Here is a 25,248-nt window from a genome sequence, read left to right on the forward strand (position 1 = left end):
CGGCCCAATTCGTCAGACGTTGGAGGTGCCCTCCGGGCGCCAGCCGTACTCGCGCGCATGGCGGACCAGATCGGCCGGCTTCTGGATGTCCAGCTTGCGGCGGATGCTCAGGCGGTGGGTTTCCACCGTGCGCACGCTGAGCCCAAGCTGCTGGGCCATGGTCTTGTTGTTGAGGCCCTGGGCCATGAGCAGCAGCACCTGGCGCTCCCGCGGGGTGAGGTCGCCGTCACTGGTGCCCCCTTCGCCCAGGCGGGCCGCGATGGCGCTGCTGTAGAAGCGCCCGCCGACCGCCAGGGCTTCCACCGCGGCGATGATCTCCTCGGACGGCGCATCCTTGAGCACATAGCCGGCCGCGCCGACCCGCAACGAGGTGCTCACGTATTCGCGATTGTCGTACATGCTCAGGATCAGCACCCGGGCGCGCGGGGCGCGTTCGGCGATCAGGGCGGTCAGCTCCAGGCCGTTGATGTCCTTGAGGCCGATGTCCACCAGCAGGATGTCCGGATCGAGCCGCGCCAGCAGGTCGAGGGCTTCCGCACCACTGCCGGCCTCGCCGACCACGACGAAGCGCTCGATGGTGCCCAGCAGCGCCCGCACCCCGGCGCGGACCAGGGCATGGTCGTCGACCAGGAGGATGCGGATGGGCGTCATGTCGGGCTTTCCTCGTCGGCCGGGAGGTCCGAGCGTAGCAGAACCACGTCCAGGGTCGTGCCGCCGGGGCCGGACTGGATGGCGCAGCGACCGCCGAATAGCTCCACCCGCTCGCGGATGTTGCGCAGGCCGATGCCGCCGCTGAGATGTTCCACCTGGCCGGTATCGAAGCCCCGACCGTCGTCGTGCACGGTCAGGCAGATCCAGCGCCCGCGGCGCTGCAGGTCGATGACGACCTTGCGCGCCGCCGCGTGGCGCTCGATGTTGGTCAGGGCCTCCTGGACGATGCGGAACAGGGCGACGTCCATGTCGCCGCCGGCGGTGCTGTCGTCCAGGGTCTGCCGATAGTCCACGTCCAGGCCGCTGCGCTGGCGGAATTCCTCCACCAGCTGCCCGAGCGCCGCGGGCAGGCCGAGGGTATCCAGCAGCGAAGGGTGCAGGTCGTGGGAGATGCGGCGGATCTCGCCGATGGCGGCGGCCAGGCGCTGGGTGCCTTCGCGCAGGGTCTCGCCGGCGCTGGGCTTGCCGGTCCCCAGTTCGCGGCTGGCCAGTTCGAACTGGAACTTGATGGACACCAGCAGCTGGCTGATGCCGTCGTGCAATTCCCGCGACAGCCGCGATCTTTCCTCTTCCTGGGAGGTGATGAGTCTCTGGGTCAGCTGCTTGAGCTTGCGATCGGCCAGGCGGTGCTCGCTGACGTTGAGCGTCAGGCCGCCGGCGAACACCAGCAGCACCGCCACCAGGGCCACCCCGGCGCTGGCCAGCAGGGTGGTGCGGATGCCAGCGGCCACGTCGTGGCGCACCTGGGCGAGGGCGGCGTCCACGTCGTCCAGATAGAGGCCGGTGCCCAGCACCCAGCCCCAGCGCTGCAGCTGGGTCACGTAGGCGAGCTTTTCCGCCATCTGGCCGCTGGAGGGCTTCTGCCAGCCATAGCGCTGGAAGCCGTCGCCCTGGCTGGCACTGCGCAGCAGCGCCTGGATCACCAGCAGGCCGTTGCCGTCGGTGAGTTGCCAGAGATCCTGGCCGACCAGCTCGGGCTGGCGCGGGTGCATGAGATTGCGGCCATGCTGGTCGTAGACGAAGAAGTAGCCGTCGCTGCCGAAATTCAGGCTGGCCAGCAGCGCCAGTACCCTGGCCTTGGTCTCCTCGTCGTCGCGACCGCTGCCGTACAGCGGCTGGATGGCACTGACGCCCATCTCCACATAGTTGCGCAACTCGGTCTTCTTGCTGCCGAGGATGCTGTGTTCGAGCAGCCGTGCCTGCTGCTCGCCCAGGCGCTGGCTCTGTTCCAGGACCACCAGGCAGACCGCGGCCACCGCCAGCAGCAGCGGCAGCAGTCCGAGGGCGACCATCTTGTATTTGAGCTGCATCGGCACCTGTCCGGGCTGGCGGCTACGTAGAACTACGTAGCGGGCCTTGGGTAGTTCTGCGAATTTCGCTGTCGCGTCGAGCCGCCGATAGTAATATGGCTCCGCTGTGGGCTCTCACAATAACAAGTATCGCCGCGGCCACTGGTGCGCGGCAGGAGAACAAGCATGACCCGAATGGCCAGCCATCTTGCCTGGTTCGCCGTTGCCGTACTGGGCGCCTTCGCGCTGGGTACCGTGGCGCTGAGTCGAGGCGAAGCGATCAACGCCCTCTGGATCGTGGTCGCCGCCGTGGCGATCTACCTCGTTGCCTACCGCTACTACAGCCTGTTCATCGCCACCAAGGTGATGGGCCTGGACGCCAAAAGAGCCACGCCCGCCGTGCTCAACAACGACGGCCTGGACTACGTCCCCACCAACAAGCACATCCTCTTCGGCCACCACTTCGCTGCCATCGCCGGCGCTGGTCCGCTGGTAGGCCCGGTGCTCGCCGCCCAGATGGGCTATCTGCCCGGCACCCTCTGGCTGATCGCCGGGGTGGTCTTTGCCGGCGCGGTGCAGGACTTCATGATCCTGTTCCTCTCCACCCGCCGCAACGGCCGCTCTCTGGGCGACATGGTGCGCGAGGAGATGGGGCGCATCCCCGGCACCATCGCCCTGTTCGGCTGCTTCCTGATCATGATCATCATCCTCGCGGTGCTGGCGCTGATCGTGGTCAAGGCCCTGGCCGAGAGCCCGTGGGGCATGTTCACCGTGATCGCCACCCTGCCGATCGCCATGTTCATGGGCGTCTACATGAGATACATCCGCCCCGGGCGCATCGGCGAGATCTCGCTGATCGGCGTGGTACTGCTGCTGGCCTCCATCTGGGTGGGTGGCCTGGTCGCCGCCGATCCGGTCTGGGGTCCGGCCTTCACCTTCACCGGCGTGCAGATCACCTGGATGCTGATCGGCTACGGCTTCGTTGCCGCCGTGCTGCCGGTCTGGCTGGTGCTGGCCCCGCGTGACTACCTGTCCACCTTCCTCAAGATCGGCACCATCATCGCCCTGGCCATCGGCATCCTGGTGACCATGCCGATGCTGAAAATGCCGGCCCTGACCCAGTTCGTCGACGGCACCGGTCCGGTGTGGAAGGGCACCCTGTTCCCCTTCCTGTTCATCACCATCGCCTGCGGCGCGGTGTCCGGCTTCCATGCCCTGATCAGCTCGGGCACCACCCCCAAGCTGATCGCCAAGGAAACCCATGCCCGCTACATCGGCTACGGCGCCATGCTGATGGAGTCCTTTGTCGCCATCATGGCCATGGTCGCCGCCTCGGTGATCGAGCCGGGCGTCTACTTCGCCATGAACAGCCCGGCCGCCGTGGTCGGCGCCGACGTGGTGTCGGTGGCCGCCAAGATCAGCACCTGGGGCTTCGTGGTGACGCCCGAGATGCTGCAGGCCACCGCCACCGAGATCGGCGAGCACACCATCCTGGCCCGTGCCGGTGGTGCGCCGACCCTGGCGGTGGGCATCGCCCAGATCATGCACAACGTGCTGCCGGGCGAGAACACCATGGCCTTCTGGTACCACTTCGCCATCCTGTTCGAGGCGCTGTTCATCCTGACTGCGGTGGACGCCGGCACCCGCGCCGGACGCTTCATGCTGCAGGACCTGCTGGGCAGCTTCGTACCGGCGCTGAAGCGCACCGACTCCTGGACTGCCAACGTCATCGGCACCGCCGGTTGCGTCGCCCTCTGGGGCTGGCTGCTGTACCAGGGCGTGGTCGATCCGCTGGGCGGCATCAACACCCTCTGGCCATTGTTCGGCATCTCCAACCAGATGCTCGCCGGTATCGCCCTGATGCTGGGCTCGGTGGTGCTGATCAAGATGAAGCGCCAGCGCTATGTCTGGGTGACCCTGGTGCCGGCGGTGTGGCTGCTGATCTGCACCACCACCGCCAGCCTGATCAAGCTGTTCGATTCGAATCCGGCGGTCGGCTTCCTGGCCCTGGCCAAGAAGTACAGCACCGCCATGGCCCAGGGCCAGGTGATCGCCCCGGCCAAGAGCATGGAGCAGATGCAGCACATCGTCTTCAACGCCTACACCAACGCCACCCTCTCGGTGCTGTTCCTGGTGGTGGTGATGAGCATCCTGTTCTTTTCCATCAAGGTCGGTCGCGCCGCCCTGGCCAAGCCCGAGCGCAGCGATCGCGAGACCCCGTTCCAGCCGGCCGCGGGCGTTTAAAGGAGAATCCCTATGTTCAATGACCTGGGTCGCATGGGTAAGTACCTGGGGCAGGCCGCCAAGATGCTGGTGGGCATGCCCGACTACGACACCTATGTCGAGCACATGCGCGGCAAGCACCCGGACCAGCCGGTGATGAGCTACGAAGCCTTCTTCCGCGAGCGCCAGGAAGCGCGTTACGGTGGCGGCAAGTCCGGCGCCATACGCTGCTGCTGACCCAGGGTCTCCTCCAGGCCGGGCCTCGAGCCCGGCCTCTTTCTGTCTGGAGTTGCCATGCACGAACCCATCCCCGTCACCGTCCTGACCGGCTTTCTCGGCGCCGGCAAGACCACCTTGCTCAAGCACATCCTGCAGGCCGAGCACGGCCTCAGGATCGCCGTGATCGAAAACGAATTCAGCGCCCTCGACGTCGACGGCGAATTGCTGGAAGACGCTGGCGCCGTACAACTGATGAAGGTCGCCAACGGCTGCGTCTGCTGCACCGGCAGCAAGGACCTGGCCTATGCCCTGACCGTGCTGCTGGAGCGGCTGGACAGCGGCGAACTGGATTTCGAGCGCCTGGTAGTGGAATGCACCGGTCTCGCCGATCCCGGTCCGGTGGCCCAGACCTTCTTTACCGACGACCTGCTGCGCGAGCGCTATCTGCTCGATGGGGTGCTGACCCTGGTGGACGCCGTCCACGCCAGCGAGCAACTGAGCGATCCGCTGCTGCAGGCGCAGATCGGTTTCGCCGACCGCCTGCTGCTGACCAAGCTCGACCTGGCCGAGCCGGCCGCCGTCGAGGCGCTGGAGAATCGCCTGCAGCGCATCAATCGCCGTGCGCCCATCCGCCATGTCGATCATGGCCGCATCGAGCTGGCCGAATTGCTGGACATCCGCGGTTTCAACCTGCACGACGAAGACCTGGCGCCGCCCACGCTGTTTCGCCCGCTGCGCCCGGTGTCGGAAGCCGTCAGCCTCACCGAGCGCATCCAGTCCATCGCCATCCGCGAGTCGCGCCCCTACGATCAGGACAAGATCGGCAAGGTCATGGAGATGCTGCTCGACACCCTTGGCTGCGACCTGCTGCGCTACAAGGGGCTGCTCAATATCGCCGGCGAGGAGCGCCGCCTGCTGTTCCAGGGCGTGCAGCAGATCTATGCCGCCGACTGGGAGCGTGACTGGCTGGCCGACGAGGAACGCGAAAGCCGCGTGGTGCTGATCGGCATGGACCTGCCGGAAGAGCGCATCCGCGCCGCCTTCGAGCGGGCGGTGGCACGCACCTGAGGCGGGCTGGATCGTTAGCAACAAAATCAGGACGGATAGCGCCGCGGGGCGCAGAATCCCAGAGCGCCTTCGATACGGGCTTCAGCGATCCGGGCGTCCGGCCATGCCTGAGCGCGGTGTCGGCGCCAATGGGGTGGCGGCAACCCGGTCAATGACGCCGGACGAGGCGTAGCGCCACCGAACGAAATATCCCTCACCGAGGACGCTCTGCATGCTCCTGCTATGGCAAGCCCTGGCCACCGGTGGCCTGATCCTGCTGGGCGCCTTGCTGATCGATCACCTGTTGCCGCACCGGGAGACGCGCGCGCGCCGCTGGGCGCGGCGCATCGCCCTGGTCGTCATGGGCAGTCTGGCCGGCATCGCCGGGCGGCTGTTGGTGGGCTGGCCCTAGGCGTCGCCGTCCGCGGCAGGCGCCTTGGGCGCGGCGCGACTGGCCAGGCGTTCCAAAGCCGCCTTGAGCTTGGGATCGCGGATGCCGGCGGCCACGTCGCGCAGGCTGTCGGCGCCCACCTGACTGACCTGGCGCACCGGCCGGACCCGGGTGGCGACGCCGGGACTCGGCTGCATCTTGAATTGCAGGCGCATCAGGCCGGCGAATTCCGGCGCCTGCTGCAGCAGTCTGAGCAGGCGGCGCTGCTGGTAACGCAGTCGCGTCGCCCAGTGGGCGTCGTTGACTACCAGCAGCAGGGTGCCCTCGCGCCAGCTGGCCACCCGGCAGTGGGGGCGGGCAGCCGGTTGCAGCTGTTCTTCCAGCAACTGTTGCAGGCGCCCCAGTCGCTCGGCTTCGCGAAACAGCGACTTGAGCGGTTTGGCCTGGCGCAGCAGGGCAGCGGGAGCGACGGCGGAGAGAGGGCGAAAGGCCATGCGCAGGACTCGCGATGGGCGAAGAGAAGACGCCGATGGTAACAGATCGCTCTGGCGTCCTGGCGGCTGGGGGCCCGTCGTTCTTTCCTCATCGGCATTTCCGAGTAGAATGCCCGATTACCATCGCGGGACACCGCGGGTCTCAACCCCCGCGCCCAGGCGTCTGGCCAGGCTCTGCAGAGGCCTTGCCGCCCGTTTCGCTCCCCTCATTCCAGCGGAAGAATTCCAGTCGATATGTTTGCGCCTTTGTTGAAGAAATTCTTTGGAAGCAAGAACGAACGAGATGTCAAACGCCTAGGCAAGGTCGTGGTGGCCACCAATGCGTTGGAATCCCAGATTGCCTCCTTGAGCGACGAGCAACTGCGCGCCAAGACCGAGGAATTCAAGCAGCGCGTGGCCAAGGGCGAGTCCCTCGATGCCCTGATGCCGGAAGCCTTCGCCGTGGTCCGCGAGGCCGGCAAGCGCGTCATGGGCATGCGCCACTTCGACGTCCAGCTGATCGGTGGCGCGGCGCTGCACGAAGGCAAGATCGCCGAGATGCGCACCGGTGAGGGCAAGACCCTGGTGGGTACCCTGCCGGTCTACCTCAATGCGCTGTCCGGCAAGGGCGTCCACGTGGTCACGGTGAACGACTACCTGGCCCGCCGCGACGCCAACTGGATGCGGCCACTGTACGAATTCCTCGGCCTGTCGGTGGGCATCATCCTGCCGTTCCAGCCGCCGGAAGAGAAACGCGCCGCCTACGCCTCGGACATCACCTACGGCACCAACAACGAATTCGGCTTCGACTACCTGCGCGACAACATGGCCTTCAGCATGGCCGAGAAGTACCAGCGCGAGCTGAACTTCGCGGTGGTCGACGAGGTGGACTCCATCCTCATCGACGAAGCCCGGACCCCGCTGATCATCTCCGGTCAGGCCGAAGACAGCTCCGAGCTCTATCAGAAGATCAACCAGCTGATCCCGCGTCTGCAGCAGCACATCGAGGAAGAGGAAGGCAATCCGACCCAGGTCGGCCACTACACCATCGATGAAAAGACCCGCCAGGTGGAGATCACCGAGCTGGGTCACCAGTACATCGAGGAGATGCTCACCGAGGCCGGGCTGCTGGCCGAGGGCGAGAGCCTCTACTCGGCGCACAACCTGGGCCTGCTGACCCACGTGTTCGCCGGTCTGCGCGCCCACACCCTGTTCCATCGCAACGTCGAGTACATCGTCCAGCAGGACCAGGTGCTGCTGATCGACGAGCACACCGGCCGGACCATGCCGGGTCGCCGCCTTTCCGAAGGCCTGCACCAGGCCATCGAGGCCAAGGAAGGACTGCCGATCCAGCCCGAGAGCCAGACCCTGGCCTCGACCACCTTCCAGAACTACTTCCGCCTCTACAACAAGCTCGGTGGCATGACCGGCACCGCCGACACCGAGGCCTTCGAATTCCGCCAGATCTACAACCTCGACGTGCTGGTCATCCCGACCCACCGCGAGATCGCCCGTAAGGACTTCAACGACCTGGTCTACCTGACCCAGGCCGAGAAGTACCAGGCCATCATCGAGGACGTGAAGCAGTGCCAGGCCGAAGGCCGCCCGGTGCTGGTGGGTACCGCCTCCATCGAGAGCTCCGAGTACGTCGACCAGCTGCTGACCCAGGCCGGCATCGAGCACAAGGTGCTCAACGCCAAGTACCACGAACGCGAAGCCGAGATCATCGCCCAGGCCGGGCGTCCGGGCGCCGTGACCATCGCCACCAACATGGCCGGTCGCGGTACCGACATCCTGCTCGGCGGCAACTGGGAAGTGGAAGTCGCGGCCCTGGAGAATCCTTCCGAGGAGCAGATTGCCGCGATCAAGGCCGCCTGGCAGGCGCGCCACAAGCAGGTCATCGACGCCGGCGGCCTGCACGTGATCGCCTCCGAACGCCACGAATCCCGCCGGATCGACAACCAGCTGCGCGGCCGTGCCGGTCGCCAGGGCGACCCGGGTTCCAGCCGCTTCTACCTGTCGCTGGAAGACAGCCTGATGCGCATCTTCGCCTCCGACCGGGTGAAGAACTTCATGAAGGCCCTGGGCATGCAGGGCGGCGAGGCCATCGAGCACCGCATGGTCACCAACGCCATCGAAAAGGCGCAGCGCAAGGTCGAAGGCCGCAACTTCGACATCCGCAAGCAGTTGCTGGAATACGATGACGTGGCCAACGAGCAGCGCAAGGTGATCTATCACATGCGCGATACCCTGCTGGCCAACGAAGACGTCGGCGACACCATCAAGGGCTTCCGCGAGGAAACCCTGACCCAGGTGATCAACGAACACATCCCCCCGCAATCGCTGCCCGAGCAGTGGGACATCCCCGGCCTGGAGGCCGAGCTGTACAGCGTCTTCGGCCTGCAACTGCCCATCGGCCAGTGGCTGGACGAAGACGACAAGCTGTACGAGGACACCCTGCGGGTGAAGATCCTCGAGCAGCTCGAAGCCGCCTACATGGAAAAGGAAGACCTCGCCGGTCGCGAGGCCCTGCGCAACTTCGAGAAGCAGATGCTGCTGCGGGTGGTCGACGACCTCTGGAAGGACCACCTCACCACCATGGACCACCTGCGCCACGGTATCCATCTGCGCGGTTATGCCCAGAAGAACCCCAAGCAGGAATACAAGCGCGAGTCCTTCACCCTGTTCCAGGAGCTGCTGGACAGCATCAAGCGCGACACCATCCGCGTCCTGTCCCATGTCCAGGTGCGTCGCGAGGATCCGGCCGAGGAAGAGGAGCGCATGCGCCGCGAGGCCGAGGCCATGGCCGAGCGCATGCAGTTCCAGCATGCCGAGGCGCCTTCGCTGGTCGACCCCGAGGTGCTCGAGGACGAGCAGGGCGAAGACACCGTGGTGCCCTTGCAGCCCCAGCGCAATGACCAGAAGATCGGTCGCAACGAGCCGTGCCCCTGTGGTTCCGGCAAGAAGTACAAGCAGTGCCACGGCAAGCTCGATTGAGGGCCTGCCCAGGCAGTCGAGGCGACGGCAACCTGTCGGCATAGCCGCCGACAGGTTGTAAACTCCACCCGCTAGGCTGTTTGCGCCCCTTGCCCCGGCTGGGCGAGGCGAGCGCTGGAAGGCTGCTTTCCACGCCGCGACCGGTTTTCCGCTCGCGGCGTTTCCTTTTCTTTCACTGGAGTTTTCCCATGGCTGTCGGTCTCGGTCCGCTCTCCACGCTGCACCCGGTTCCCGGTTTCGAACTCGGTATCGCCTCTGCCGGCATCAAGCGCCCCGGGCGCAAGGATGTGGTGGTGATGCGCTGTGCCGAAGGCTCCAGCGTGGCCGGGGTCTTTACCCTGAACGCCTTCTGCGCGGCCCCGGTGATCATTGCCCGTCAGCGCTTCGCCGGCCCCGTGCGTTACCTGTTGACCAACACCGGCAATGCCAACGCCGGTACCGGACAGCCCGGCCTGGCCGCGGCCGAGCGCACCACCAAGACCCTGGCGACCCTGGCCAGCGTCGGCGAGGAGGCGGTACTGCCGTTCTCCACCGGCGTGATCGGCGAACCGCTGCCGGTGGAAAAGATCGAAGCCGCGCTGCCGGCCGCCCTGGCCGATCTGGCCGAGGACAACTGGGCCGCCGCCGCCACGGGCATCATGACCACCGATACCCTGCCCAAGGGCGCCAGCCGCCAGTTCCAGGTGGACGGCACCACCGTCACCGTGACCGGCATCAGCAAGGGCGCCGGCATGATCAAGCCGAACATGGCGACCATGCTCGGCTACGTGGCCACCGACGCCAAGGTCGCCCGGGGCCTGCTGCAGGATCTGCTGGCCGACGCCGCCAACCGCTCCTTCAACCGCATCACCATCGACGGCGACACCTCCACCAACGACTGCTGCATGCTGGTGGCCACCGGTCAGGCGGCCATGGCGGAGATCACCCAGCCCAACGGCGCGGCCTTCGAGCAGCTGCACGAGGCGGTGTTCGCGGTATTCGCCGAACTGGCCCAGGCCATCGTGCGTGACGGCGAGGGTGCCACCAAGTTCGTCACCGTGCAGGTCAATGGCGGTGGCAATGCCCAGGAATGCCTGGACGTCGGCTACGCCGTGGCCCATTCGCCGCTGATCAAGACCGCGCTGTTCGCCTCCGATCCCAACTGGGGGCGCATCCTCGCCGCCGTCGGCCGGGCCGGCGTGCCCCAGCTGGACGTCAGCCTGATCGACGTCTTCCTGGGTGGCGTGCAGATCTGCCAGCAGGGCGGTCGCGCGGCCACCTATACGGAAGAGCAGGGCGCGCGGGTCATGGCCCAGGCCGAGATCGAGATCCGCATCGAGCTGGGTCGCGGCAGCCACAGCGAGACCATCTGGACCACCGACCTCTCCCACGACTATGTGAAGATCAACGCCGAGTACCGTACCTGACGGCTACCCGACGCCTTGGCGTCCGCTCCGGCGGGCGCCTGCGGCGGTCCTCGCGGGCCGCATCGTTTCGAGGAATCCCCGCATGTCCCAGCTGCAACTCGTGATCGGCAACAAGAATTTCTCCTCCTGGTCGTTGCGGGCCTGGCTGGCCATGGAGCTCAGCGGCGCCGCCTTTGAAGAGGTGTCGATCCCGCTCTATGCGCCCAACAGCCGCGCCTTGCTCAAGGCCCAGTCGCCCACCGGCAAGGTGCCGGTGCTCAAGCTGGCCGAGGGCACCATCTGGGATTCCCTGGCCATCGTCGAATACCTCGCCGAGGCCTATCCCGACGCCGGGCTGTGGCCCGCCGAGACGCTGGCCCGCGCCCATGCCCGGGCGCTGTGCGCCGAGATGCACAGCGGCTTCCTGGCCTTGCGCCGCGAGCTGCCCATGGATCTGCGTCGCCGCCAGCGGTTGAAGTCGACCACCGCCGAGGCGGTGGAAGACATCCAGCGCATCCAGCGCCTGTGGCGCGAATGCCGCGAACGCTACGGCCAGCAGGGTCCCTATCTGTTCGGTACGCCGACCATCGCCGATGCCTTCTATGCCCCGGTCGCCAGTCGCTTCCGCAGTTACGGGGTGGAACTGTCGGCCGAGGCGGCCGCCTATGTCGAAACCATCTACGCCTGGCCGGCCTTCCAGCGCTGGCTGGCGGAGGCCGAAACCGAGGAGCAGAGCGCATGACTCGTCTGCATGTCGTCGCCGCGGTGATCCGCGACCCCCAGGGCCGGATCCTCATCGCCCAGCGCCCGGCGCACAAGCACCAGGGCGGTCTCTGGGAATTCCCCGGAGGCAAGGTCGAGGCCGGTGAGGCCCCGGCCGCGGCCCTGGCCCGCGAACTGGCCGAGGAGCTGGGCATCCAGGTCACAAGGGCGCGGCCGCTGCTACAGGTGCGCCACGACTATCCCGACCAGGCGGTACTGCTGGATGTCTGGCAGGTGGACGCCTTCACCGGTGACGCCCATGGCGCCGAAGGCCAGCCCTTGGCCTGGGTCGCGCCTCGCGAACTGGCCGACTACGACTTCCCGGCGGCCAACCGGCTCATCGTCCAGGCGGCGCGGCTGCCCGAGCGCTACCTCATCACCCCCGGCGAGCTGACCACCGCGGAATTGCTCAATGGCCTGCACCGGGCGCTGGACAGCGGCATCCGCCTGGTCCAGCTGCGCACGCCGGACAACTTCGATCCCCAGTACCGCGACCTGGCCGGCGACGTCCAGGGCCTCTGCACCGGCCGCGCCCAGTTGATGCTCAAGGGGCCGCTGGAGTGGCTGGGGGATTTTCCCGCGGCTGGCTGGCACCTGACCGCCGAGCAGTTGCGCCGCTATGCGCCCAATGGCCGGCCTTTTCCAGAGCACCGTCTGCTGGCGGCTTCCTGCCATGACGCCGAGGAACTGGCCCTGGCCCAGCAGATGGGCGTGGACTTCGTCACCCTGTCGCCGGTGATGCCCACCGCCAGCCACCCCGGCGCCCCGACCCTGGGCTGGGTCAAGGCCCAGCAGCTGCTGGCCGACTGCAATCTGCCGGCCTATCTGCTGGGCGGGCTGGGCGAGGACGACCTCACCAGCGCCTGGCAGGCCGGCGCCCAGGGCGTGGCGGCAATCCGGGCGTTCTGGCCTGGGGGCGTTTGAGACAAATGGTGTAATCCAATCGCGGCCATGCCGGTGCGCCGTAGCGACCGCTCCTACAGGGGCACCGAACACCTGTAGGAGCGGCCGCATCGGCGGACCGCCATGGCCGCGATATCGGCACAAAAAAAGCCCGCCAACCGGCGGGCTTTTTTATCCACGGAAAAACCTACAGCCGCGGATAGTCGATGTAGCCGACCGGGCCCTTGCTGTAGAAGGTGTCCGGGTGCGGCTCGTTCAGCGCGGCGTCTTGTTCCAGGCGTTGCGGCAGGTCCGGGTTGGCGATGAAGGGCACGCCAAAGGCCACGGCATCGGCCTTGCCTTCGTCCAGCCAGGCATTGGCCTTGGCCTTGTCGAATTTCTCGTTGGCGATGTAGACGCCACCGAAGGCCGCCTTGAGGTCCGGGCCAAGGCTGTCGCTGCCGGCCGCTTCGCGGATGCAGATGAAGGCGACCTGGCGCTGCCCCAGCTCGCGGGCGACATGGCCAAAGGTGGCGGTGGGGTCGTTGTCGCCCATGGTGTGCATGTCGCCACGGGTGGACAGATGCACGCCGACGCGATCGGCGCCCCAGACGTCGATGCAGGCATCGGTCACTTCCAGCAGCAGCCGAGCGCGATTCTCGATGGAGCCGCCGTAGTTGTCGGTGCGCTGGTTGGTGTCGCTCTGCAGGAACTGGTCGAGCAGATAGCCATTGGCCCCATGGACCTCGACGCCGTCGAAGCCGGCGCGCTTGGCGTTCTCGGCGCCATGGCGATAGGCGGCGACGATGCCGGGGATCTCGGCGGTTTCCAGCGCCCGCGGGGTGACATAGTCACGCTTAGGGCGCAGCAGGCTGACGTGCCCCTGGGCGGCGATGGCGCTCGGCGCCACCGGCAGTTCGCCGTCGAGATAGCTGGGATCGGAGATGCGGCCCACGTGCCAGAGTTGCAGCACGATGCGGCCACCGGCCTTGTGCACGGCGGTGGTGACGCGCTGCCAGCCGGCCACCTGCTCGTCGGACCAGATGCCGGGGGTGTCGGGATAGCCCACTCCCATGGGGTCCACCGAGGTGGCCTCGGTGATGATCAGGCCGGCGGATGCGCGTTGCACGTAGTACTCGACCATCAGGTCGCCCGGGACCCGACCCGGTTCGGCGCGGCAACGGGTGAGGGGCGCCATGATGACGCGGTTGGGCAGTTCCAGGGCGCCGATCTTGATCGGGTCGAACAGCTGAGTCATGGCTAGCTCTCTTGATTAGCTGGCGGTCGCCAGGCCGCTCTTGCGGGCCTGGCTGGCGGTCAGCAGGGTGGCGATAAGGGCCAGCAGGGCGAGCCCGCTGGCGGCGAGGGGTACCGCGGTAAGACCCAGGCCGTGGTCGATCACCAGGCCGCCGACCCAGGCGCCGAGGGCATTGCCCACGTTGAAGGCGCCGATGTTGAGGGTCGAGACCAGGTTCGGCGCGTCCTTGCCGAAGGTGACCACGTTTATCTGCAGGGCCGGCACGGCGGCGAAGGCGGCCGCGGCCCAGAGGAAGAGGGTGATCTCGGCGGGCAGGAAGGCCTGACCGGTCCAGCGCAGGGCGGCGGAGGTCAGGGCCAGGGCCACGAAGATGCCCACCAGGCTGGTGGCCAAGCGCCAGTCCGCCAGGCGACCGCCGATGAAGTTGCCCAGGGTCAGGCCCAGACCGATCAGCAGCAGGGTACCGGTGACGCCACGCGGCGAGACGCCGGTGACCTCCTGCAGCAGCGGCGCCACATAGGTGAAGAGGGCGAACATGGAGGCGGCGAAGAACACCGTCATCGACAGCGCCAGCCAGAAGCCTAGGCCGCGCAGGGCGAGCAATTCCCGGCGCAGGTCGGCGCGCGGCTGGTTGCGGTCGGCCGGCAGCACCCGCCAGAGACCGATCAGGGCGACCACGCCGATCGCCACCACCGCCCAGAAGGTCGAGCGCCAGCCGGCGGCCTGGCCGAGGGCGGTACCCAGGGGCACGCCCAGCACATTGGCGAGGGTCAGGCCGGTGAACATCAGGGCCACCGCCGAGGCGCGGCGATTTTCCGGGACCAGGCTCGCCGCCACGACCGCGCCGATGCCGAAGAAGGCGCCATGGCAGAGAGCGGTGACCACCCGCGCCAGCATCAGCATGTTGTAGCCGCTGGCAATGGCGCAGAGCAGATTGCCGACGATGAAGATGCCCATCAGCGCGAGGAGGGCGCGCTTGCGCGGCCAGTGGGCCGTGGCCAGTGCCATGAAGGGTGCGCCGACGGCCACGCCCAAGGCATAGCCAGTGACCAGCCAGCCGGCGCTGGGAATGGACACGCCGAGATCGGCGGCGACGTTGGGTAGCAGCCCCATGATGACGAATTCGGTGGTGCCGATGGCAAAAGCGCTCAGCGCCAGCACGATGAGAGAAGCGGGCATCAGGATTCCTTGCAGACTAGAGTTCGCGGGCGAGACGTTGCAGAAAGGCCTGGATGGCGGCCTCGTCGCGTTGGTAGAACACCCATTGGCCGATGCGCCGCGTGGTGACCAGGCCAGCCCGGGTCAACACCGCCAGGTGGGCCGAGACCGTGGACTGCGAGAGTCCGGCACGGGCTTCGATCTGTCCGGCGCAGACGCCCGTACCCAGGTCGTGTTCCTGGTGCGGGAAATACTGCCGGGGATCGCGCAGCCAGCCGAGGATCTGGCGGCGCAGGGGATTGGCCAGGGCTTTGAGGATCTCGTCCATCACGGTCGCATCGTCATATTGGGTTGTAACGAACCTTAGATCGCTAAAAATCGATATGCAAGCTATCCATCTTCGATTCTGCCTATCGCGGACTTAGAGGCTCACTATCGCGATAAGTGTCCGCGAGCGCCGCTTCGTTCAGTTGCGATTCAGATCACGCGGCTAGAATTGCCGGGTGCGGCCCCATTCGCCGCAATGGATTTCCAAGGAGCAAAGACATGGTGCTGCCCACCCGTATCCTTCTCGCCAGCCTGGCCCTGGCCACCCTGGCCGGATGCGCATCCCCCAATCCCTACGAAAACCAGGGTCAGGCCAGCGGTGGTACCTCCAAGACCGCCAAGTACGGTGGCCTGGGCGCCCTGGCCGGTGCCGTCGCCGGTGCCGCCATCGATCACAACCACCGCGGCAAGGGTGCGCTGATCGGCGCCGCCGCCGTGGGTGCGGCCGCCGCCGGTTACGGCTATTACGCCGATCGCCAGGAAGCCGAGTTGCGCCGGCAGATGGAAAACACCGGCGTCGAGGTGCAGCGCCAGGGCGACGACATCAAGCTGATCATGCCCGGCAACATCACCTTCGCCACCGATTCCGCCGATATCGCCAACAGCTTCTACAAGCCGCTGAACGATCTGGCCAATTCCTTCAAGCAATTCGATCAGAACAGCATCGAGATCGTCGGCTACACCGACAGCACCGGCAGCCGTGCCCACAACGTCGAGCTGTCCCAGCGCCGGGCGCAGAACGTTGCCGGCTACCTGACCGCCCAGGGCGTACCCGCGGCGCGCCTGAGCACCCGGGGCGCCGGTCCCGATGCACCCATCGCCAGCAACGCCACCGCCGATGGCCGCGCGCAGAATCGCCGTGTCGAGGTCAATCTGCGCCCCCTGCCCGGAGCCACCGGCACCCCCGCCCAGTAGCGACCGCTCGTCGCCGGCGACCGGCAGTTTCCGCGCCTTCGTGCAGCCTGGCGGAAACTGCTTTTTCATTTTGCGCTCTGATAGACGTCGCGAAGGGTCCCGCCTGCCAATCGGCAGGCGGCAGACCCCTGTCCGGCTGCTACCCTAGTAGGGTTGAGAGCGACGCGTCGCATAACGGTCACGACGGGAAGAGGTAGCCAGCCGCGCATGGCTGCTGCACGGCGGCAGAGGCCGCGGGGAGAAGAGGCTTGATGGAGTGCCCGTTGCCGCAGACAGAGCAAGGTCCGGTGTTGCTGGTGGTCGACGACCGCCTGGAGAATCTGCTCGCCATGCAGGCGGTACTGGAGGTCGGAAACTGGCGGGTGATCACGGCCGCTTCGGGTGAGCGTGCCCTGCAATACCTGCTGGACGAAACCGTGGATCTGGTGCTGCTCGACGTCCAGATGCCGATCATGGACGGCTTCGAGGTGGCGCGCATCATGCGCAGCAACCTGCGCACCCGCTTCACCCCGATCATCTTCGTCTCCGCCGAAGCCCACTCCTACGAATCGGTCCTGCGGGGCTATGCCACCGGCGCGGTCGACTATCTGCTCAAGCCGGTCGATCCCAATATCCTCAGGCACAAGGTGCGCTCGCTGCTCGATCACGAGCGCAATCGCCGCGAATTGCTGCAGGCCACCCAGCAGCTGGAACTGGCCAAGTCCTTCAGCGATTCGCTGCTCGACAATGCCGCCGAAGGCATCCTTACCGTCAACGAACAGGGTCGGGTGACCTTCGCCAACGCCGCCATCGCCCGCATGCTGAGATGCAGCGTCAGCGACCTGGTGCACGCCAATTTCCTCGACTTTCTCGAAGGCGGCAGCGGTCTCGACGACTGGCAGACCTCGCCCTTCATGGAGCACTACGACCGCCGCGAGACCTATCGCCTGCACGATGCCCGCCTGCGCACCAATCGTGGCGACAGCCTGCCGGTGGCGCTGTCCTGCGCGCCGCTGCCGCGCATGCAGCGGGCCATGGTCATCATCGCCCTGGACATGTCGCGCATGCGCGAGCTGCAGGACCAGCTGGAATCCCAGGCCGTCACCGATGCCCTGACCGGTCTGCTCAATCGCCGCGGCTTCAACCAGACGCTGGAAGCGGCGCTGGCGCGCAGCGGCCGCAACGGCAAGCGCATGGCGGTGCTCTACATCGATCTCGACGGCTTCAAGCGCATCAACGATTCCCTCGGTCACGAAGCCGGGGATCGGGTGCTGTGCATCGTCGCCGAGCAGCTCAAGAGCTGCATGCGGCCCTACGACATCCTGGCGCGCATGGGCGGTGACGAATTCACCGCGCTGCTCGATTCCCTGGAGCATCCGGAGGACGCTGCCCGCGTGGCCGAGAAGCTGCTGGAGCTGCTGGCCACGGTGCATCGCATCGACGGCATGGAAGTCAGCCTGGGCGCCAGCATCGGCATCGCCAGCTATCCCGACTGCGGCCATACCGTGGACGGCCTGCTGAGATCCGCCGACATCGCCATGTACGAGGCCAAGCGCGGCGGGCGCCAGCAATACCGCTTCTTCTCGCCGGACATGAACGGCCGCGCCCGTTCCCGGTTGATGCTCGAAGAAAGCGTGCGCAACGCCATCGACAACAAGGACTTCGTGCTCGCCTACCAGCCGCAGGTCTATCTGCGCGACGGCCGTCTCCGCGGCTTCGAGGCGCTGCTGCGCTGGGAGCACACGGTGGCCGGCAAGGTCTCGCCGAGCGTCTTCATCCCGCTGCTGGAAGAGACCCGGCTGATCAACCGCATCGGCGACTGGATCTTCCGCGAAGGCGCGACCAAGCTGCAGTCCCTGCAGGAAATCTATGGCGACGAATTGCTGCTGAGCATCAACCTCAGTCCGGTGCAGTTCGGCATGCCGCAACTGGCGGAAAGCCTGCGCCAGATCATCGAGACCCATGGGCTGCGACCCGAGCAGCTGGAAATCGAGGTGACCGAGTCGGCGCTGATGCACGACATCGACTACACCCGCGCCCAGCTGTCGCAACTGCGCGCCCTCGGCGTGCGCATCGCGGTGGACGACTTCGGCACCGGCTATTCCTCGCTGGCCTATCTGCGCCACTTCGAACTCGACACCCTCAAGATCGATCAGCTGTTCATCGCCAACATGCTGGATTCCTCCCGCGACGCCGCCATCGTCAGCACCATCCTCGAACTGGGTCGCAACCTGGATCTGGAGGTCATCGCCGAAGGGGTGGAGACCCTGGAACAGCGCGACTGGCTGATCGAGCACGGCTGCGAGATCATGCAGGGCTTCCTGGTCTCCCGGCCGCTGAGCGCCGAGGTGACCGGTCGCTTTCCCCAGCAGGTGGACTGGACCGCCCGACGCCCCGAGCCCACGCTCTAGGCGCGCTGACGGCCTGCTCCAGGGGCAGGCCCCTCCGTCCATCGGCGCAGGCCGTCGAGCAGGCGCCGCGCCAGAGCCGGCGGTGCTCCCCTGGCCAGCCAAACCACGCCTGCCACTGAACGAACCCCCGTCCGCGCCTTCTTATGCAATGGCCACAGGCACGGAGTAGGAAGCATGCGGGGCGCCGTCTTTCCATGGCGGGAAAACAACAGGTTCGAATTGCTGGTGGACGGCGGTCGGTTCTTTCCGGCCATGCTCGAATCCATCGCTGGCGCCAGCCGCCGGATCGATGTCGAACTCTATCTGGTGGAAGCCGGCAGTTGCTCCGAGCAGTTGCTCGTGGCCCTGACCGAAGCGGCCCGGCGCGGCGTCGCGGTGCGTTGCCTGTTCGATGGCTTCGGCACCCTGCGCATGGACGCCGGCTTGCGCCGCCAGCTGGAAGAGGCGGGCGCCGAGCTGCGCATCTTCAACCCCGTGCGCTTCGGTCACGGCTTGCACAACCTGCACCGCGACCATCGCAAGATCTTCATCATCGACGGCGAGGAGGCCTTCGTCGGTGGCAGCGGCGCGACCGATGACTTCTGGGATCCGGCCAAGAGCGACTGCAACTGGCACGAGGTGATGGTACGCATCCAGGGACCCCTGGTGGAGGACTGGCTGGCGCTGTTCGAACGGCAATGGGAAGCGGTGGGTCGCCGCCGCGCCTGGAAGCCACGCCCGCGGCGGGGTCGCGAGCGACCGCCACCGCCGCCTGCCGCCCAGGAAGGGCAGGGCCGGGTCGCCTATGCCGATGCCCGTCAGCACCGCGACATCCTGCAGGCGCTGATTCGCGCCCTGGTAGGCGGCCGCGAACGCATCTGGTTCGCTACCCCCTATTTCCTCCCGACTTGGCGCGTGCGCTGGGCCTTGCGACGGGCCGCGCGGCGTGGCGCCGACGTGCGGCTGCTGCTTACCGGTCGGCACACCGACAATCCACCGGTGCGTTTCGCCGGGCAGCGCTACTACCGCAGCCTGTTGCGCGCCGGTGTGCGCATCTACGAATACCAGCCGCGATTCATCCACGCCAAGATGGTCCTGGTGGACAACTGGGTCAGCGTCGGCTCCTGCAATTTCGATCACTGGAATCTGAGGTTCAACCTGGAGGCCAATGTCGAGGCGGTGGATCGCGGCCTGAGTCAGGCGGTGGCGGCCAGCTTCGTCAAGGATTTCGCCCAGAGTCGCGAGATCACCCTGGAATTCTGGCGCAGTCGGCCCTGGTGGCGGCGCGCACGCGAGTGGCTCTGGGGTTCGCTGGATCGCCTGGTGATCGGTGTACTGGGGCGCGGTTAGCAGCCCCGGGTGTCAGGTGCGGGTAACATAACCGATCCGGCGCTGTAGGCCGGACCCATCGTCCCGCGGACGAGGCCAGACGAGTAACGCCTTAGTGCAGACTTTAGATAAACACCGCTTCATCGGTCTGGAGTGGCTCAGGTTCCTGATGGGTTTCTATGTGGTCGTCTACCACACCATCCATTTCTATCCCGAGCGCAAGACCATCCCCCTGCTGGACGAGATCACCAGCATGGGCTTCTTCGCCACCAGTACCTTCTTCGTGCTCTCCGGCTTTCTGCTCGCCCACGTCTATTGCGGCCGCGGCAGCCTGCGCGAGCCGGCGCGCAGTTTCTGGGTCAAGCGTTTTGCCAACCTCTATCCGATCCACATCTTCGCCCTGTTGCTGGCGATGGCGGTGGTGACCTGGATCGGCAGTCTGGGGATTCCACCGGGCGCCGCCACGGCGAGCATCCGCTTCGTGGTGTTCGACACCAACGAGCCCCTGGCGCGGACCCATCCCGAATTGTTCCAGCACTTCATGAGCAACGCGGAGCTGGCCTTCAATGCCGTGCTGCAGCTGTTCATGCTGCAGGCCTGGAATCCCTACTACCTCACCTTCAACGCGCCGCTCTGGTCGATCTCGGCGCTGTTCTTCTTCTACCTGACCTTTCCCAAGCTGGCCCCGCGGCTGATGACCAGCGAGCGTCCCTGGCAGCTGTTGCTGCTGGTCTGGGTGCTCTATCTGATTCCGCCATTGCTGGTGATCCTGCACCAGAACTACGGCATGCCCTTTACCGGCCTGCTGCAGCGAGTGCCGCTGTTCCGGCTGCCGGAGTTTCTCGCCGGCATCCTGCTGTACGCCATCTTCCGTCGCCAGCACGCGCGGGGCTGGATACCCTCGGAGCGGCAGCGGCTGCTGCTGGCGAGCTACCTGATCCTGAGTTTCGCCCTGGGCACGGCGCTGTTCACCCATGGGCCCAAGTTCTGGTACTTCCTGTTCCACAACGGCCTGTTCCTGCCGTCGCAGCTGATCCTGGTCTATCTGGCCGCGCTGGCGCAGGAGCCGGCCAGCGAACGCATCCGCCACTGGTCGCCACGACTCGGCGGCGCGTCGCTGTCGATGTTCGCCCTGCACGTGCCCCTGTCGGGGATCTACATGACCCTGGAACAGCTGATCGGCGGCAATCTAAAGGCCTGCCTCAGTGGCGATCGCGAGGTCTGCATCGCCGCCGCCGGGGCCTATACCAACTCCATCGAGTGGTACTGGCTGTTCCTGCTGGCGGTGGTGGTGCTCTGCGTGCTGTTCCAGGAGCGGCTGGTGGTGCCGACCCGCAAGCGCATCCTCGCGGTGCTGCTGCCGCGCCTGGCGCCGCCGCAGCAGCCGCCCCAGGCTAGCGGCGGAAGCCTGCGGCCATGACGAAGAAACGGGCGTTCAGGGCCGCCAGCGGCTCGCGCAGCTGCTCCAGCTGATCGGCCGCACCGAATACCTCGAAGCGCTCCAGGGTGGCGATGGCCTGGGCCTGCTCCAGCAGATCGCCGACGTTGTCCAGGTGCGCCAGCAGCGCCTGGGCATCGCGATAGCCTTCGCGGCAACGCGCCGTGGTGCCGTCATAACAGAAGCCGTAGTAGAGGCAGCCGGGTTCGTTGCGGGTGCGCTCCAGCATGGCCTCGTCCAGGCGCTTGAAGGCTTCGAGCTGATCGGGCTGGACGGCGAAGACGGGGGCCAGGCTGCAGACGGAATCGCTGGGAAGAGTGGGCATGGGGGCTCCGGGGGCGGGGATGGTCTGCATGCGACCTCGGCCGGTCGGCAGTGCTCCCACCGGCTGACGGACGTGCGCCCAAAGAAAAAGCCCAGCACGGGGCTGGGCTTTTCTGTCGCGACGGGCGCTTAGATCTCGACGGCCAGGCTGTCGGCGATCTTCTTCTGCCATACCTGCGGACCGGTGATGTGCACCGACTCGCCACGGGTATCCACGGCCACGGTCACCGGCATGTCCTTCACCTCGAACTCATAGATGGCTTCCATCCCCAGTTCCGGGAAGGCCAGGACCTTGGCGCCCTTGATGGCCTGGGCCACCAGGTAGGCGGCGCCGCCGACGGCCATCAGGTAGACGGCCTTGTGGTCCTTGATCGCCTCGATGGCGATGGGGCCGCGCTCGGACTTGCCGATCATGCCCAGCAGACCGGTCTGGTCGAGGATCTGGCGGGTGAACTTGTCCATGCGGGTCGCCGTGGTGGGACCGGCCGGGCCGACCACCTCGTCGCCCACCGGATCGACCGGGCCGACGTAGTAGATGAAGCGGCCCTTGAGGTCCACCGGCAGCGGCTCGCCCTTGTTGAGCATGTCGACCATGCGCTTGTGGGCGGCATCGCGACCGGTCAGCATCTTGCCGTTGAGCAGCACGGTCTCGCCCGGCTGCCAGCTCTGCACCTCTTCCGGGGTCAGGGTGTCCAGGTTGACCCGACGGGCACTGGGACCGGCTTCCCAGACGATTTCCGGATAGGCGTCCAGCGGCGGGGCTTCCAGGCTGGCGGGGCCGGAGCCGTCGAGCACGAAGTGGGCGTGACGGGTGGCGGCGCAGTTGGGGATCATGCACACCGGCAGGGAGGCGGCGTGGGTCGGGTAGTCCTTGATCTTGACGTCCAGTACCGTGGTCAGGCCGCCCAGGCCCTGGGCACCGATGCCCAGCTGGTTGACCTTGTCGAAGATCTCCAGGCGCAGCTCTTCCAGGCGATTCTGCGGACCGCGGGCCTTCAGCTCATGGATGTCGATCTCGTCCATCAGCGATTCCTTGGCCAGCACCGCGGCCTTCTCGGCGGTCCCGCCGATGCCGATGCCCAGCATGCCCGGCGGGCACCAGCCGGCGCCCATGGTCGGCACGGTCTTGAGCACCCAGTCGACGATGGAGTCGGACGGGTTGAGCATGGCCATCTTCGACTTGTTCTCGGAGCCGCCGCCCTTGGCCGCAACGTCGATCTCCACGGTGTTGCCGGGGACGATCTGGTAGTGGATCACCGCCGGGGTGTTGTCCTTGGTGTTCTTGCGGGCACCGGCCGGGTCGGCCAGGATCGAGGCGCGCAGGACGTTTTCCGGCAGGTTGTAGGCGCGACGCACGCCTTCGTTGATCATCTCGTCCAGGCTCAGGGTGGCGCCGTCCCAGCGCACGTCCATGCCGACCTTGGCGAAGACGGTGACGATGCCGGTGTCCTGGCAGATCGGCCGGTGGCCGGTGGCGCACATCCGCGAGTTGATCAGGATCTGGGCGATGGAATCGCGCGCGGCGGCGGATTCTTCGCGCAGATAGGCCTCGTGCATGGCCTGGATGAAATCGACGGGGTGGTAATAGGAGATGAACTGCAGGGCGTCGGCAACGCTCTGGATCAGGTCATCCTGCTTGATCACGGTCATGTACGCGCTCCTCTTGGCGGTTTCTTGCGTCTCGGCCACGGGCGGTGGCGAGACGGGCGCGCAATTCGGGTCGCACGGACCGGGCCGCGAAGGAGCCCGATCGGAGGGGTGGCCTGACACACTGAGAGAGGCCCACCCGGCCAGGGCGGCCGACCCGAGAGCGGCGCGGCAGTATAGCCTTTAAGCGCCCGGACGGCACGCCACCTGGGTCGACGGTGGGCGATCAGCGCCTAGCGGCGATCCAGCGCCGCCGGATTGACCAGGTCGGTCGGGCGCTCACCGGTGAGGGCCGCGATCAGGTTGTTCACCGCGCGTTCGGCCATGGCGTAGCGGGTCTCGTGGGTGGCCGAGCCGATGTGCGGCAGGGTGACCACGTTGGGCAGTTCGAACAGCGGCGAGGCTTCCAGCGGCTCGCGGGTATAGACGTCCAGGCCGGCGCCGCGGATCTGGCCCTGACGCAGCGCCTCGATCAGCGCCGGCTCGTCGATGACCGGGCCGCGCGCCAGGTTGATCAGGATGGCGCTGGACTTCATCAGCCCCAGTTCGCGGGCGCCGATGAGGCCTTCGGTGGCGGTCGACAGGGGCACCACCAGGCAGACGAAGTCGGCTTCCTTGAGCAAGTCGTCCAGCTCGCGGCGCTGGGCCCCCATCTGCTCTTCCAGCTCGGGCTTGGCGCTGTTGGCGGTATAGAGGATCGGCATGTCGAAGCCGAAGTGGCCACGCTTGGCGATGGCCGCGCCGATGCGACCGGCGCCGACGATGCCCAGCGTACGGCCATGGATGTCGGTGCCGAAGTGTTCTTCGCCGATACCCTTGCGCCAGTGTCCGGCCTTGACGAAGGCGTCCAGCTCCGGCACCCGCCGGGCGGCGCTGACCAGCAGGGTGAAGCCGAGGTCGGCGGTGGTATCGGTGAGCACGTCCGGGGTATTGGTGAGCAGGATGCCGCGTTCGGTGAGGTAGTCCACGTCATAGCTGTCGTAGCCGACCGAGACGCTGGCGATGGCTTCCAGGGTCGTGGCCATTTCCAGCTCCTTCTCGCCCAGCTTGCGACTGGCGCCGATCAGGCCCTGGGCCTTGGCTGCGGAAGCGGCGAACAGGTCGATGTTGGCACTGGCGGGAATCACCTCGACGGAGAAATGTTCGCGCAAACGTTCCACCAGCGTTTCGGGCAGGCGGTTGAAGACCACTACGTGCTTCTTGCTCATCGATACCTCGGCGTGCGGAAAAGGATTAGGCCAGACCGGCCGCGGCGAAGCGCGGCCGCTCGGGATGTTGCCTGAGCAGCGGCTCGAGTCCCTCGCGGGTTGGCTCCTGGTTGAAGTCCAGACCGAGGGCCTCGCGGTGGATGCCGGTGGCCGCCAGCCAGAGACAGTCGATGCCCGCCGCCACCGCGCCGGGTACATCGGTCACCAGCGAGTCGCCGACGAACAGCAGACGCTTGGCGCCACGCTCGGCCAGGGCGCCTGCCGCGCAATGGAAGGCATAGGGATCGGGCTTGCCATACCAGGTGACCGCGCCTCCCAGGGCGGCGAAGCGATCGGCCAGCTTGCCGGCTGCATAGAAGGGTAGACCCCCGGACACCACGTTGCGATCCGGATTGGCGCAGAGAAAGGGCTTGTCCAGCGCCATGGCCAGGGGCGCGAAGCGCGCCTCCAGTTCGTCTTCCGGAAAGCTGCCGACGCCCAGGATGATGGCTGCCTGCGCGATGTCCTCGACAAAGCGCGCGCGGATTTCCGCAGGCCAGCCGACCTGGCCGGTGCCAGGGCCGGAGAGGTAGATGCCGCCTTCGCTGAAGGTTGGGTCCTGCTGAAAGGCATCGATGGCCAGCTGACCCGAGGTGGTGATGCCGGCGAAGAGCTCGCGCGGCACGCCCAGCTTGCCCAGTTCTTCGACCATGCCGTCCGCATCACGCGAGGCATTGCTGAGGAACCACACCGGCTTGCCTTCGGCGGCGCGGCGCTCCAGCCAGGCGCGAGCGCCGGGAAAGGTTTCGTAGCCGTCGATCAGCACGCCCCAGAGGTCGAGGATGAAGCCGTCGTAGGCGGCCAGGGCCTCGTCCAGTTGATCGAGGCGGAGCAGGGTGGGAGCGGTCATGCGGCGG

At 66.8% G+C, this 25,248-nt stretch carries 22 protein-coding genes; 12 read left to right on the plus strand and 10 right to left on the minus strand.

What is annotated here, in order from left to right; genetic code table 11:
• Positions 1–12 precede the first annotated feature (12 nt).
• Both POR01S_RS14990 and POR01S_RS14995 read right to left on the minus strand, forming a co-directional pair.
• Complete coding sequence (locus tag POR01S_RS14990) at positions 13–651, minus strand: response regulator (protein WP_027602973.1); 639 nt, start codon at positions 649–651, stop codon at positions 13–15.
• Positions 648–2,021: a cache domain-containing protein gene (locus POR01S_RS14995; protein WP_042136754.1), complete on the minus strand. Its 1,374-nt coding sequence runs from the start codon at positions 2,019–2,021 to the stop codon at positions 648–650. Before POR01S_RS14995 ends, POR01S_RS14990 begins: the two co-directional genes overlap by 4 nt.
• Before the next feature lie 165 nt (positions 2,022–2,186).
• Here POR01S_RS14995 and POR01S_RS15000 point away from each other — a divergent pair, with 165 nt between their 5' ends.
• The 4 genes from POR01S_RS15000 to POR01S_RS15015 all read left to right on the plus strand — a co-directional run bounded on the left by POR01S_RS15000 (position 2,187) and on the right by POR01S_RS15015 (position 5,901).
• A complete protein-coding gene (locus POR01S_RS15000; protein ID WP_042136756.1) occupies positions 2,187–4,244 on the plus strand; it encodes a carbon starvation CstA family protein in 2,058 nt (685 codons plus the stop codon).
• A 12-nt stretch (positions 4,245–4,256) separates the two neighbouring features.
• Positions 4,257–4,460 (plus strand): YbdD/YjiX family protein, encoded by a 204-nt coding sequence (locus POR01S_RS15005; RefSeq protein ID WP_007162682.1) that lies wholly within the window; start codon positions 4,257–4,259, stop codon positions 4,458–4,460.
• A 57-nt stretch (positions 4,461–4,517) separates the two neighbouring features.
• Positions 4,518–5,510 carry a GTPase gene (gene yjiA / locus POR01S_RS15010; RefSeq protein WP_027602976.1) on the plus strand — a complete coding sequence of 331 codons (993 nt, stop codon included), beginning with the start codon at positions 4,518–4,520 and terminating at the stop codon, positions 5,508–5,510.
• Positions 5,511–5,721: 211 nt separating this feature from the next.
• Positions 5,722–5,901: a hypothetical protein gene (locus tag POR01S_RS15015; protein WP_042136758.1), complete on the plus strand. Its 180-nt coding sequence runs from the start codon at positions 5,722–5,724 to the stop codon at positions 5,899–5,901.
• On the opposite strand, the gene POR01S_RS15020 is transcribed toward POR01S_RS15015, so the two are convergent.
• Positions 5,898–6,374: a DciA family protein gene (locus POR01S_RS15020; protein WP_027602978.1), complete on the minus strand. Its 477-nt coding sequence runs from the start codon at positions 6,372–6,374 to the stop codon at positions 5,898–5,900. The genes POR01S_RS15015 and POR01S_RS15020 overlap by 4 nt on opposite strands.
• Before the next feature lie 234 nt (positions 6,375–6,608).
• On the opposite strand from POR01S_RS15020, the gene secA reads away from it, so the two are divergent.
• The 4 genes from secA to POR01S_RS15040 all read left to right on the plus strand — a co-directional run bounded on the left by secA (position 6,609) and on the right by POR01S_RS15040 (position 12,421).
• Entirely contained in the window at positions 6,609–9,350 is a 2,742-nt protein-coding gene (secA, locus tag POR01S_RS15025) for a preprotein translocase subunit SecA (protein ID WP_027598471.1), read from the plus strand.
• A gap of 188 nt (positions 9,351–9,538) precedes the next feature.
• The gene (gene argJ, locus POR01S_RS15030) at positions 9,539–10,756 is read left to right on the plus strand and encodes a bifunctional glutamate N-acetyltransferase/amino-acid acetyltransferase ArgJ (protein WP_042136760.1); all 1,218 of its coding nucleotides are present in this window, start codon (positions 9,539–9,541) and stop codon (positions 10,754–10,756) included.
• A gap of 82 nt (positions 10,757–10,838) precedes the next feature.
• Entirely contained in the window at positions 10,839–11,477 is a 639-nt protein-coding gene (locus tag POR01S_RS15035; RefSeq protein ID WP_027598473.1) for a glutathione S-transferase family protein, read from the plus strand.
• Positions 11,474–12,421, plus strand: a complete 948-nt coding sequence (locus POR01S_RS15040; RefSeq protein ID WP_042136763.1) for a Nudix family hydrolase — start codon at positions 11,474–11,476, stop codon at positions 12,419–12,421. Before POR01S_RS15035 ends, POR01S_RS15040 begins: the two co-directional genes overlap by 4 nt.
• A 166-nt stretch (positions 12,422–12,587) precedes the next feature.
• Here POR01S_RS15040 and POR01S_RS15045 read toward each other — a convergent pair whose 3' ends face one another.
• Genes POR01S_RS15045 through POR01S_RS15055 form a run of 3 tightly spaced genes read right to left on the minus strand, consistent with a single transcriptional unit; the run spans position 12,588 to position 15,123 of the window.
• Entirely contained in the window at positions 12,588–13,637 is a 1,050-nt protein-coding gene (locus POR01S_RS15045) for an alkene reductase (RefSeq protein WP_042136764.1), read from the minus strand.
• A gap of 15 nt (positions 13,638–13,652) precedes the next feature.
• Positions 13,653–14,816, minus strand: a complete 1,164-nt coding sequence (locus tag POR01S_RS15050) for an MFS transporter (RefSeq protein WP_027598476.1) — start codon at positions 14,814–14,816, stop codon at positions 13,653–13,655.
• A gap of 16 nt (positions 14,817–14,832) precedes the next feature.
• Positions 14,833–15,123 (minus strand): ArsR/SmtB family transcription factor, encoded by a 291-nt coding sequence (locus POR01S_RS15055; protein ID WP_007161865.1) that lies wholly within the window; start codon positions 15,121–15,123, stop codon positions 14,833–14,835.
• 218 nt (positions 15,124–15,341) lie between these two features.
• On the opposite strand from POR01S_RS15055, the gene POR01S_RS15060 reads away from it, so the two are divergent.
• The 4 genes from POR01S_RS15060 (at position 15,342) to POR01S_RS15075 (ending at position 21,155) form a co-directional block, all read left to right on the plus strand.
• Positions 15,342–16,037: a YiaD family glycine zipper/OmpA-like lipoprotein gene (locus POR01S_RS15060; RefSeq protein ID WP_042136767.1), complete on the plus strand. Its 696-nt coding sequence runs from the start codon at positions 15,342–15,344 to the stop codon at positions 16,035–16,037.
• 251 nt (positions 16,038–16,288) lie between these two features.
• Entirely contained in the window at positions 16,289–18,427 is a 2,139-nt protein-coding gene (locus POR01S_RS15065; RefSeq protein ID WP_169853363.1) for a putative bifunctional diguanylate cyclase/phosphodiesterase, read from the plus strand.
• Positions 18,428–18,601: 174 nt separating this feature from the next.
• Positions 18,602–19,756, plus strand: a complete 1,155-nt coding sequence (locus tag POR01S_RS15070; protein WP_027598478.1) for a phospholipase D-like domain-containing protein — start codon at positions 18,602–18,604, stop codon at positions 19,754–19,756.
• Positions 19,757–19,904: 148 nt separating this feature from the next.
• The gene (locus POR01S_RS15075; RefSeq protein WP_042136768.1) at positions 19,905–21,155 is read left to right on the plus strand and encodes an acyltransferase family protein; all 1,251 of its coding nucleotides are present in this window, start codon (positions 19,905–19,907) and stop codon (positions 21,153–21,155) included.
• On the opposite strand, the gene POR01S_RS15080 is transcribed toward POR01S_RS15075, so the two are convergent.
• From POR01S_RS15080 to POR01S_RS15095, 4 genes are all read right to left on the minus strand, one after another.
• A complete protein-coding gene (locus POR01S_RS15080; protein WP_042136770.1) occupies positions 21,130–21,498 on the minus strand; it encodes a putative quinol monooxygenase in 369 nt (122 codons plus the stop codon). The two genes, POR01S_RS15075 and POR01S_RS15080, sit on opposite strands and share 26 nt — an antisense overlap.
• Positions 21,499–21,626: 128 nt before the next feature.
• Positions 21,627–23,147 carry a fumarate hydratase gene (locus POR01S_RS15085; RefSeq protein ID WP_042136772.1) on the minus strand — a complete coding sequence of 507 codons (1,521 nt, stop codon included), beginning with the start codon at positions 23,145–23,147 and terminating at the stop codon, positions 21,627–21,629.
• A gap of 230 nt (positions 23,148–23,377) precedes the next feature.
• Entirely contained in the window at positions 23,378–24,352 is a 975-nt protein-coding gene (locus POR01S_RS15090) for a 2-hydroxyacid dehydrogenase (RefSeq protein ID WP_042136774.1), read from the minus strand.
• Between the two features lie 25 nt (positions 24,353–24,377).
• The gene (locus POR01S_RS15095) at positions 24,378–25,241 is read right to left on the minus strand and encodes a TIGR01459 family HAD-type hydrolase (RefSeq protein WP_042136775.1); all 864 of its coding nucleotides are present in this window, start codon (positions 25,239–25,241) and stop codon (positions 24,378–24,380) included.
• Positions 25,242–25,248: the final 7 nt, after the last annotated feature.

This window comes from Pseudomonas oryzihabitans NBRC 102199, from assembly GCF_000730625.1.
Taxonomy (GTDB): Bacteria; Pseudomonadota; Gammaproteobacteria; order Pseudomonadales; family Pseudomonadaceae; genus Chryseomonas; species Chryseomonas oryzihabitans.

Bases quoted from the DNA above. Each gene is read 5' to 3' on its own strand.
- POR01S_RS15080 (WP_042136770.1), bottom strand. From the start codon at position 21,498: ATGCCCACTCTTCCCAGCGATTCCGTCTGCAGCCTGGCCCCCGTCTTC.
- POR01S_RS15005 (WP_007162682.1), top strand. From the start codon at position 4,257: ATGTTCAATGACCTGGGTCGCATGGGTAAGTACCTGGGGCAGGCCGCC.
- POR01S_RS15075 (WP_042136768.1), top strand. From the start codon at position 19,905: ATGGGTTTCTATGTGGTCGTCTACCACACCATCCATTTCTATCCCGAG.
- POR01S_RS15020 (WP_027602978.1), bottom strand. From the start codon at position 6,374: ATGGCCTTTCGCCCTCTCTCCGCCGTCGCTCCCGCTGCCCTGCTGCGC.
- POR01S_RS15095 (WP_042136775.1), bottom strand. From the start codon at position 25,241: ATGACCGCTCCCACCCTGCTCCGCCTCGATCAACTGGACGAGGCCCTG.
- POR01S_RS15015 (WP_042136758.1), top strand. From the start codon at position 5,722: ATGCTCCTGCTATGGCAAGCCCTGGCCACCGGTGGCCTGATCCTGCTG.
- POR01S_RS15055 (WP_007161865.1), bottom strand. From the start codon at position 15,123: ATGGACGAGATCCTCAAAGCCCTGGCCAATCCCCTGCGCCGCCAGATC.
- POR01S_RS15090 (WP_042136774.1), bottom strand. From the start codon at position 24,352: ATGAGCAAGAAGCACGTAGTGGTCTTCAACCGCCTGCCCGAAACGCTG.
- POR01S_RS15050 (WP_027598476.1), bottom strand. From the start codon at position 14,816: ATGCCCGCTTCTCTCATCGTGCTGGCGCTGAGCGCTTTTGCCATCGGC.
- yjiA (WP_027602976.1), top strand. From the start codon at position 4,518: ATGCACGAACCCATCCCCGTCACCGTCCTGACCGGCTTTCTCGGCGCC.
- POR01S_RS15045 (WP_042136764.1), bottom strand. From the start codon at position 13,637: ATGACTCAGCTGTTCGACCCGATCAAGATCGGCGCCCTGGAACTGCCC.
- secA (WP_027598471.1), top strand. From the start codon at position 6,609: ATGTTTGCGCCTTTGTTGAAGAAATTCTTTGGAAGCAAGAACGAACGA.
- argJ (WP_042136760.1), top strand. From the start codon at position 9,539: ATGGCTGTCGGTCTCGGTCCGCTCTCCACGCTGCACCCGGTTCCCGGT.
- POR01S_RS15065 (WP_169853363.1), top strand. From the start codon at position 16,289: ATGGAGTGCCCGTTGCCGCAGACAGAGCAAGGTCCGGTGTTGCTGGTG.
- POR01S_RS15070 (WP_027598478.1), top strand. From the start codon at position 18,602: ATGCGGGGCGCCGTCTTTCCATGGCGGGAAAACAACAGGTTCGAATTG.
- POR01S_RS15000 (WP_042136756.1), top strand. From the start codon at position 2,187: ATGACCCGAATGGCCAGCCATCTTGCCTGGTTCGCCGTTGCCGTACTG.
- POR01S_RS15035 (WP_027598473.1), top strand. From the start codon at position 10,839: ATGTCCCAGCTGCAACTCGTGATCGGCAACAAGAATTTCTCCTCCTGG.
- POR01S_RS15040 (WP_042136763.1), top strand. From the start codon at position 11,474: ATGACTCGTCTGCATGTCGTCGCCGCGGTGATCCGCGACCCCCAGGGC.
- POR01S_RS14990 (WP_027602973.1), bottom strand. From the start codon at position 651: ATGACGCCCATCCGCATCCTCCTGGTCGACGACCATGCCCTGGTCCGC.
- POR01S_RS15085 (WP_042136772.1), bottom strand. From the start codon at position 23,147: ATGACCGTGATCAAGCAGGATGACCTGATCCAGAGCGTTGCCGACGCC.
- POR01S_RS15060 (WP_042136767.1), top strand. From the start codon at position 15,342: ATGGTGCTGCCCACCCGTATCCTTCTCGCCAGCCTGGCCCTGGCCACC.
- POR01S_RS14995 (WP_042136754.1), bottom strand. From the start codon at position 2,021: ATGCAGCTCAAATACAAGATGGTCGCCCTCGGACTGCTGCCGCTGCTG.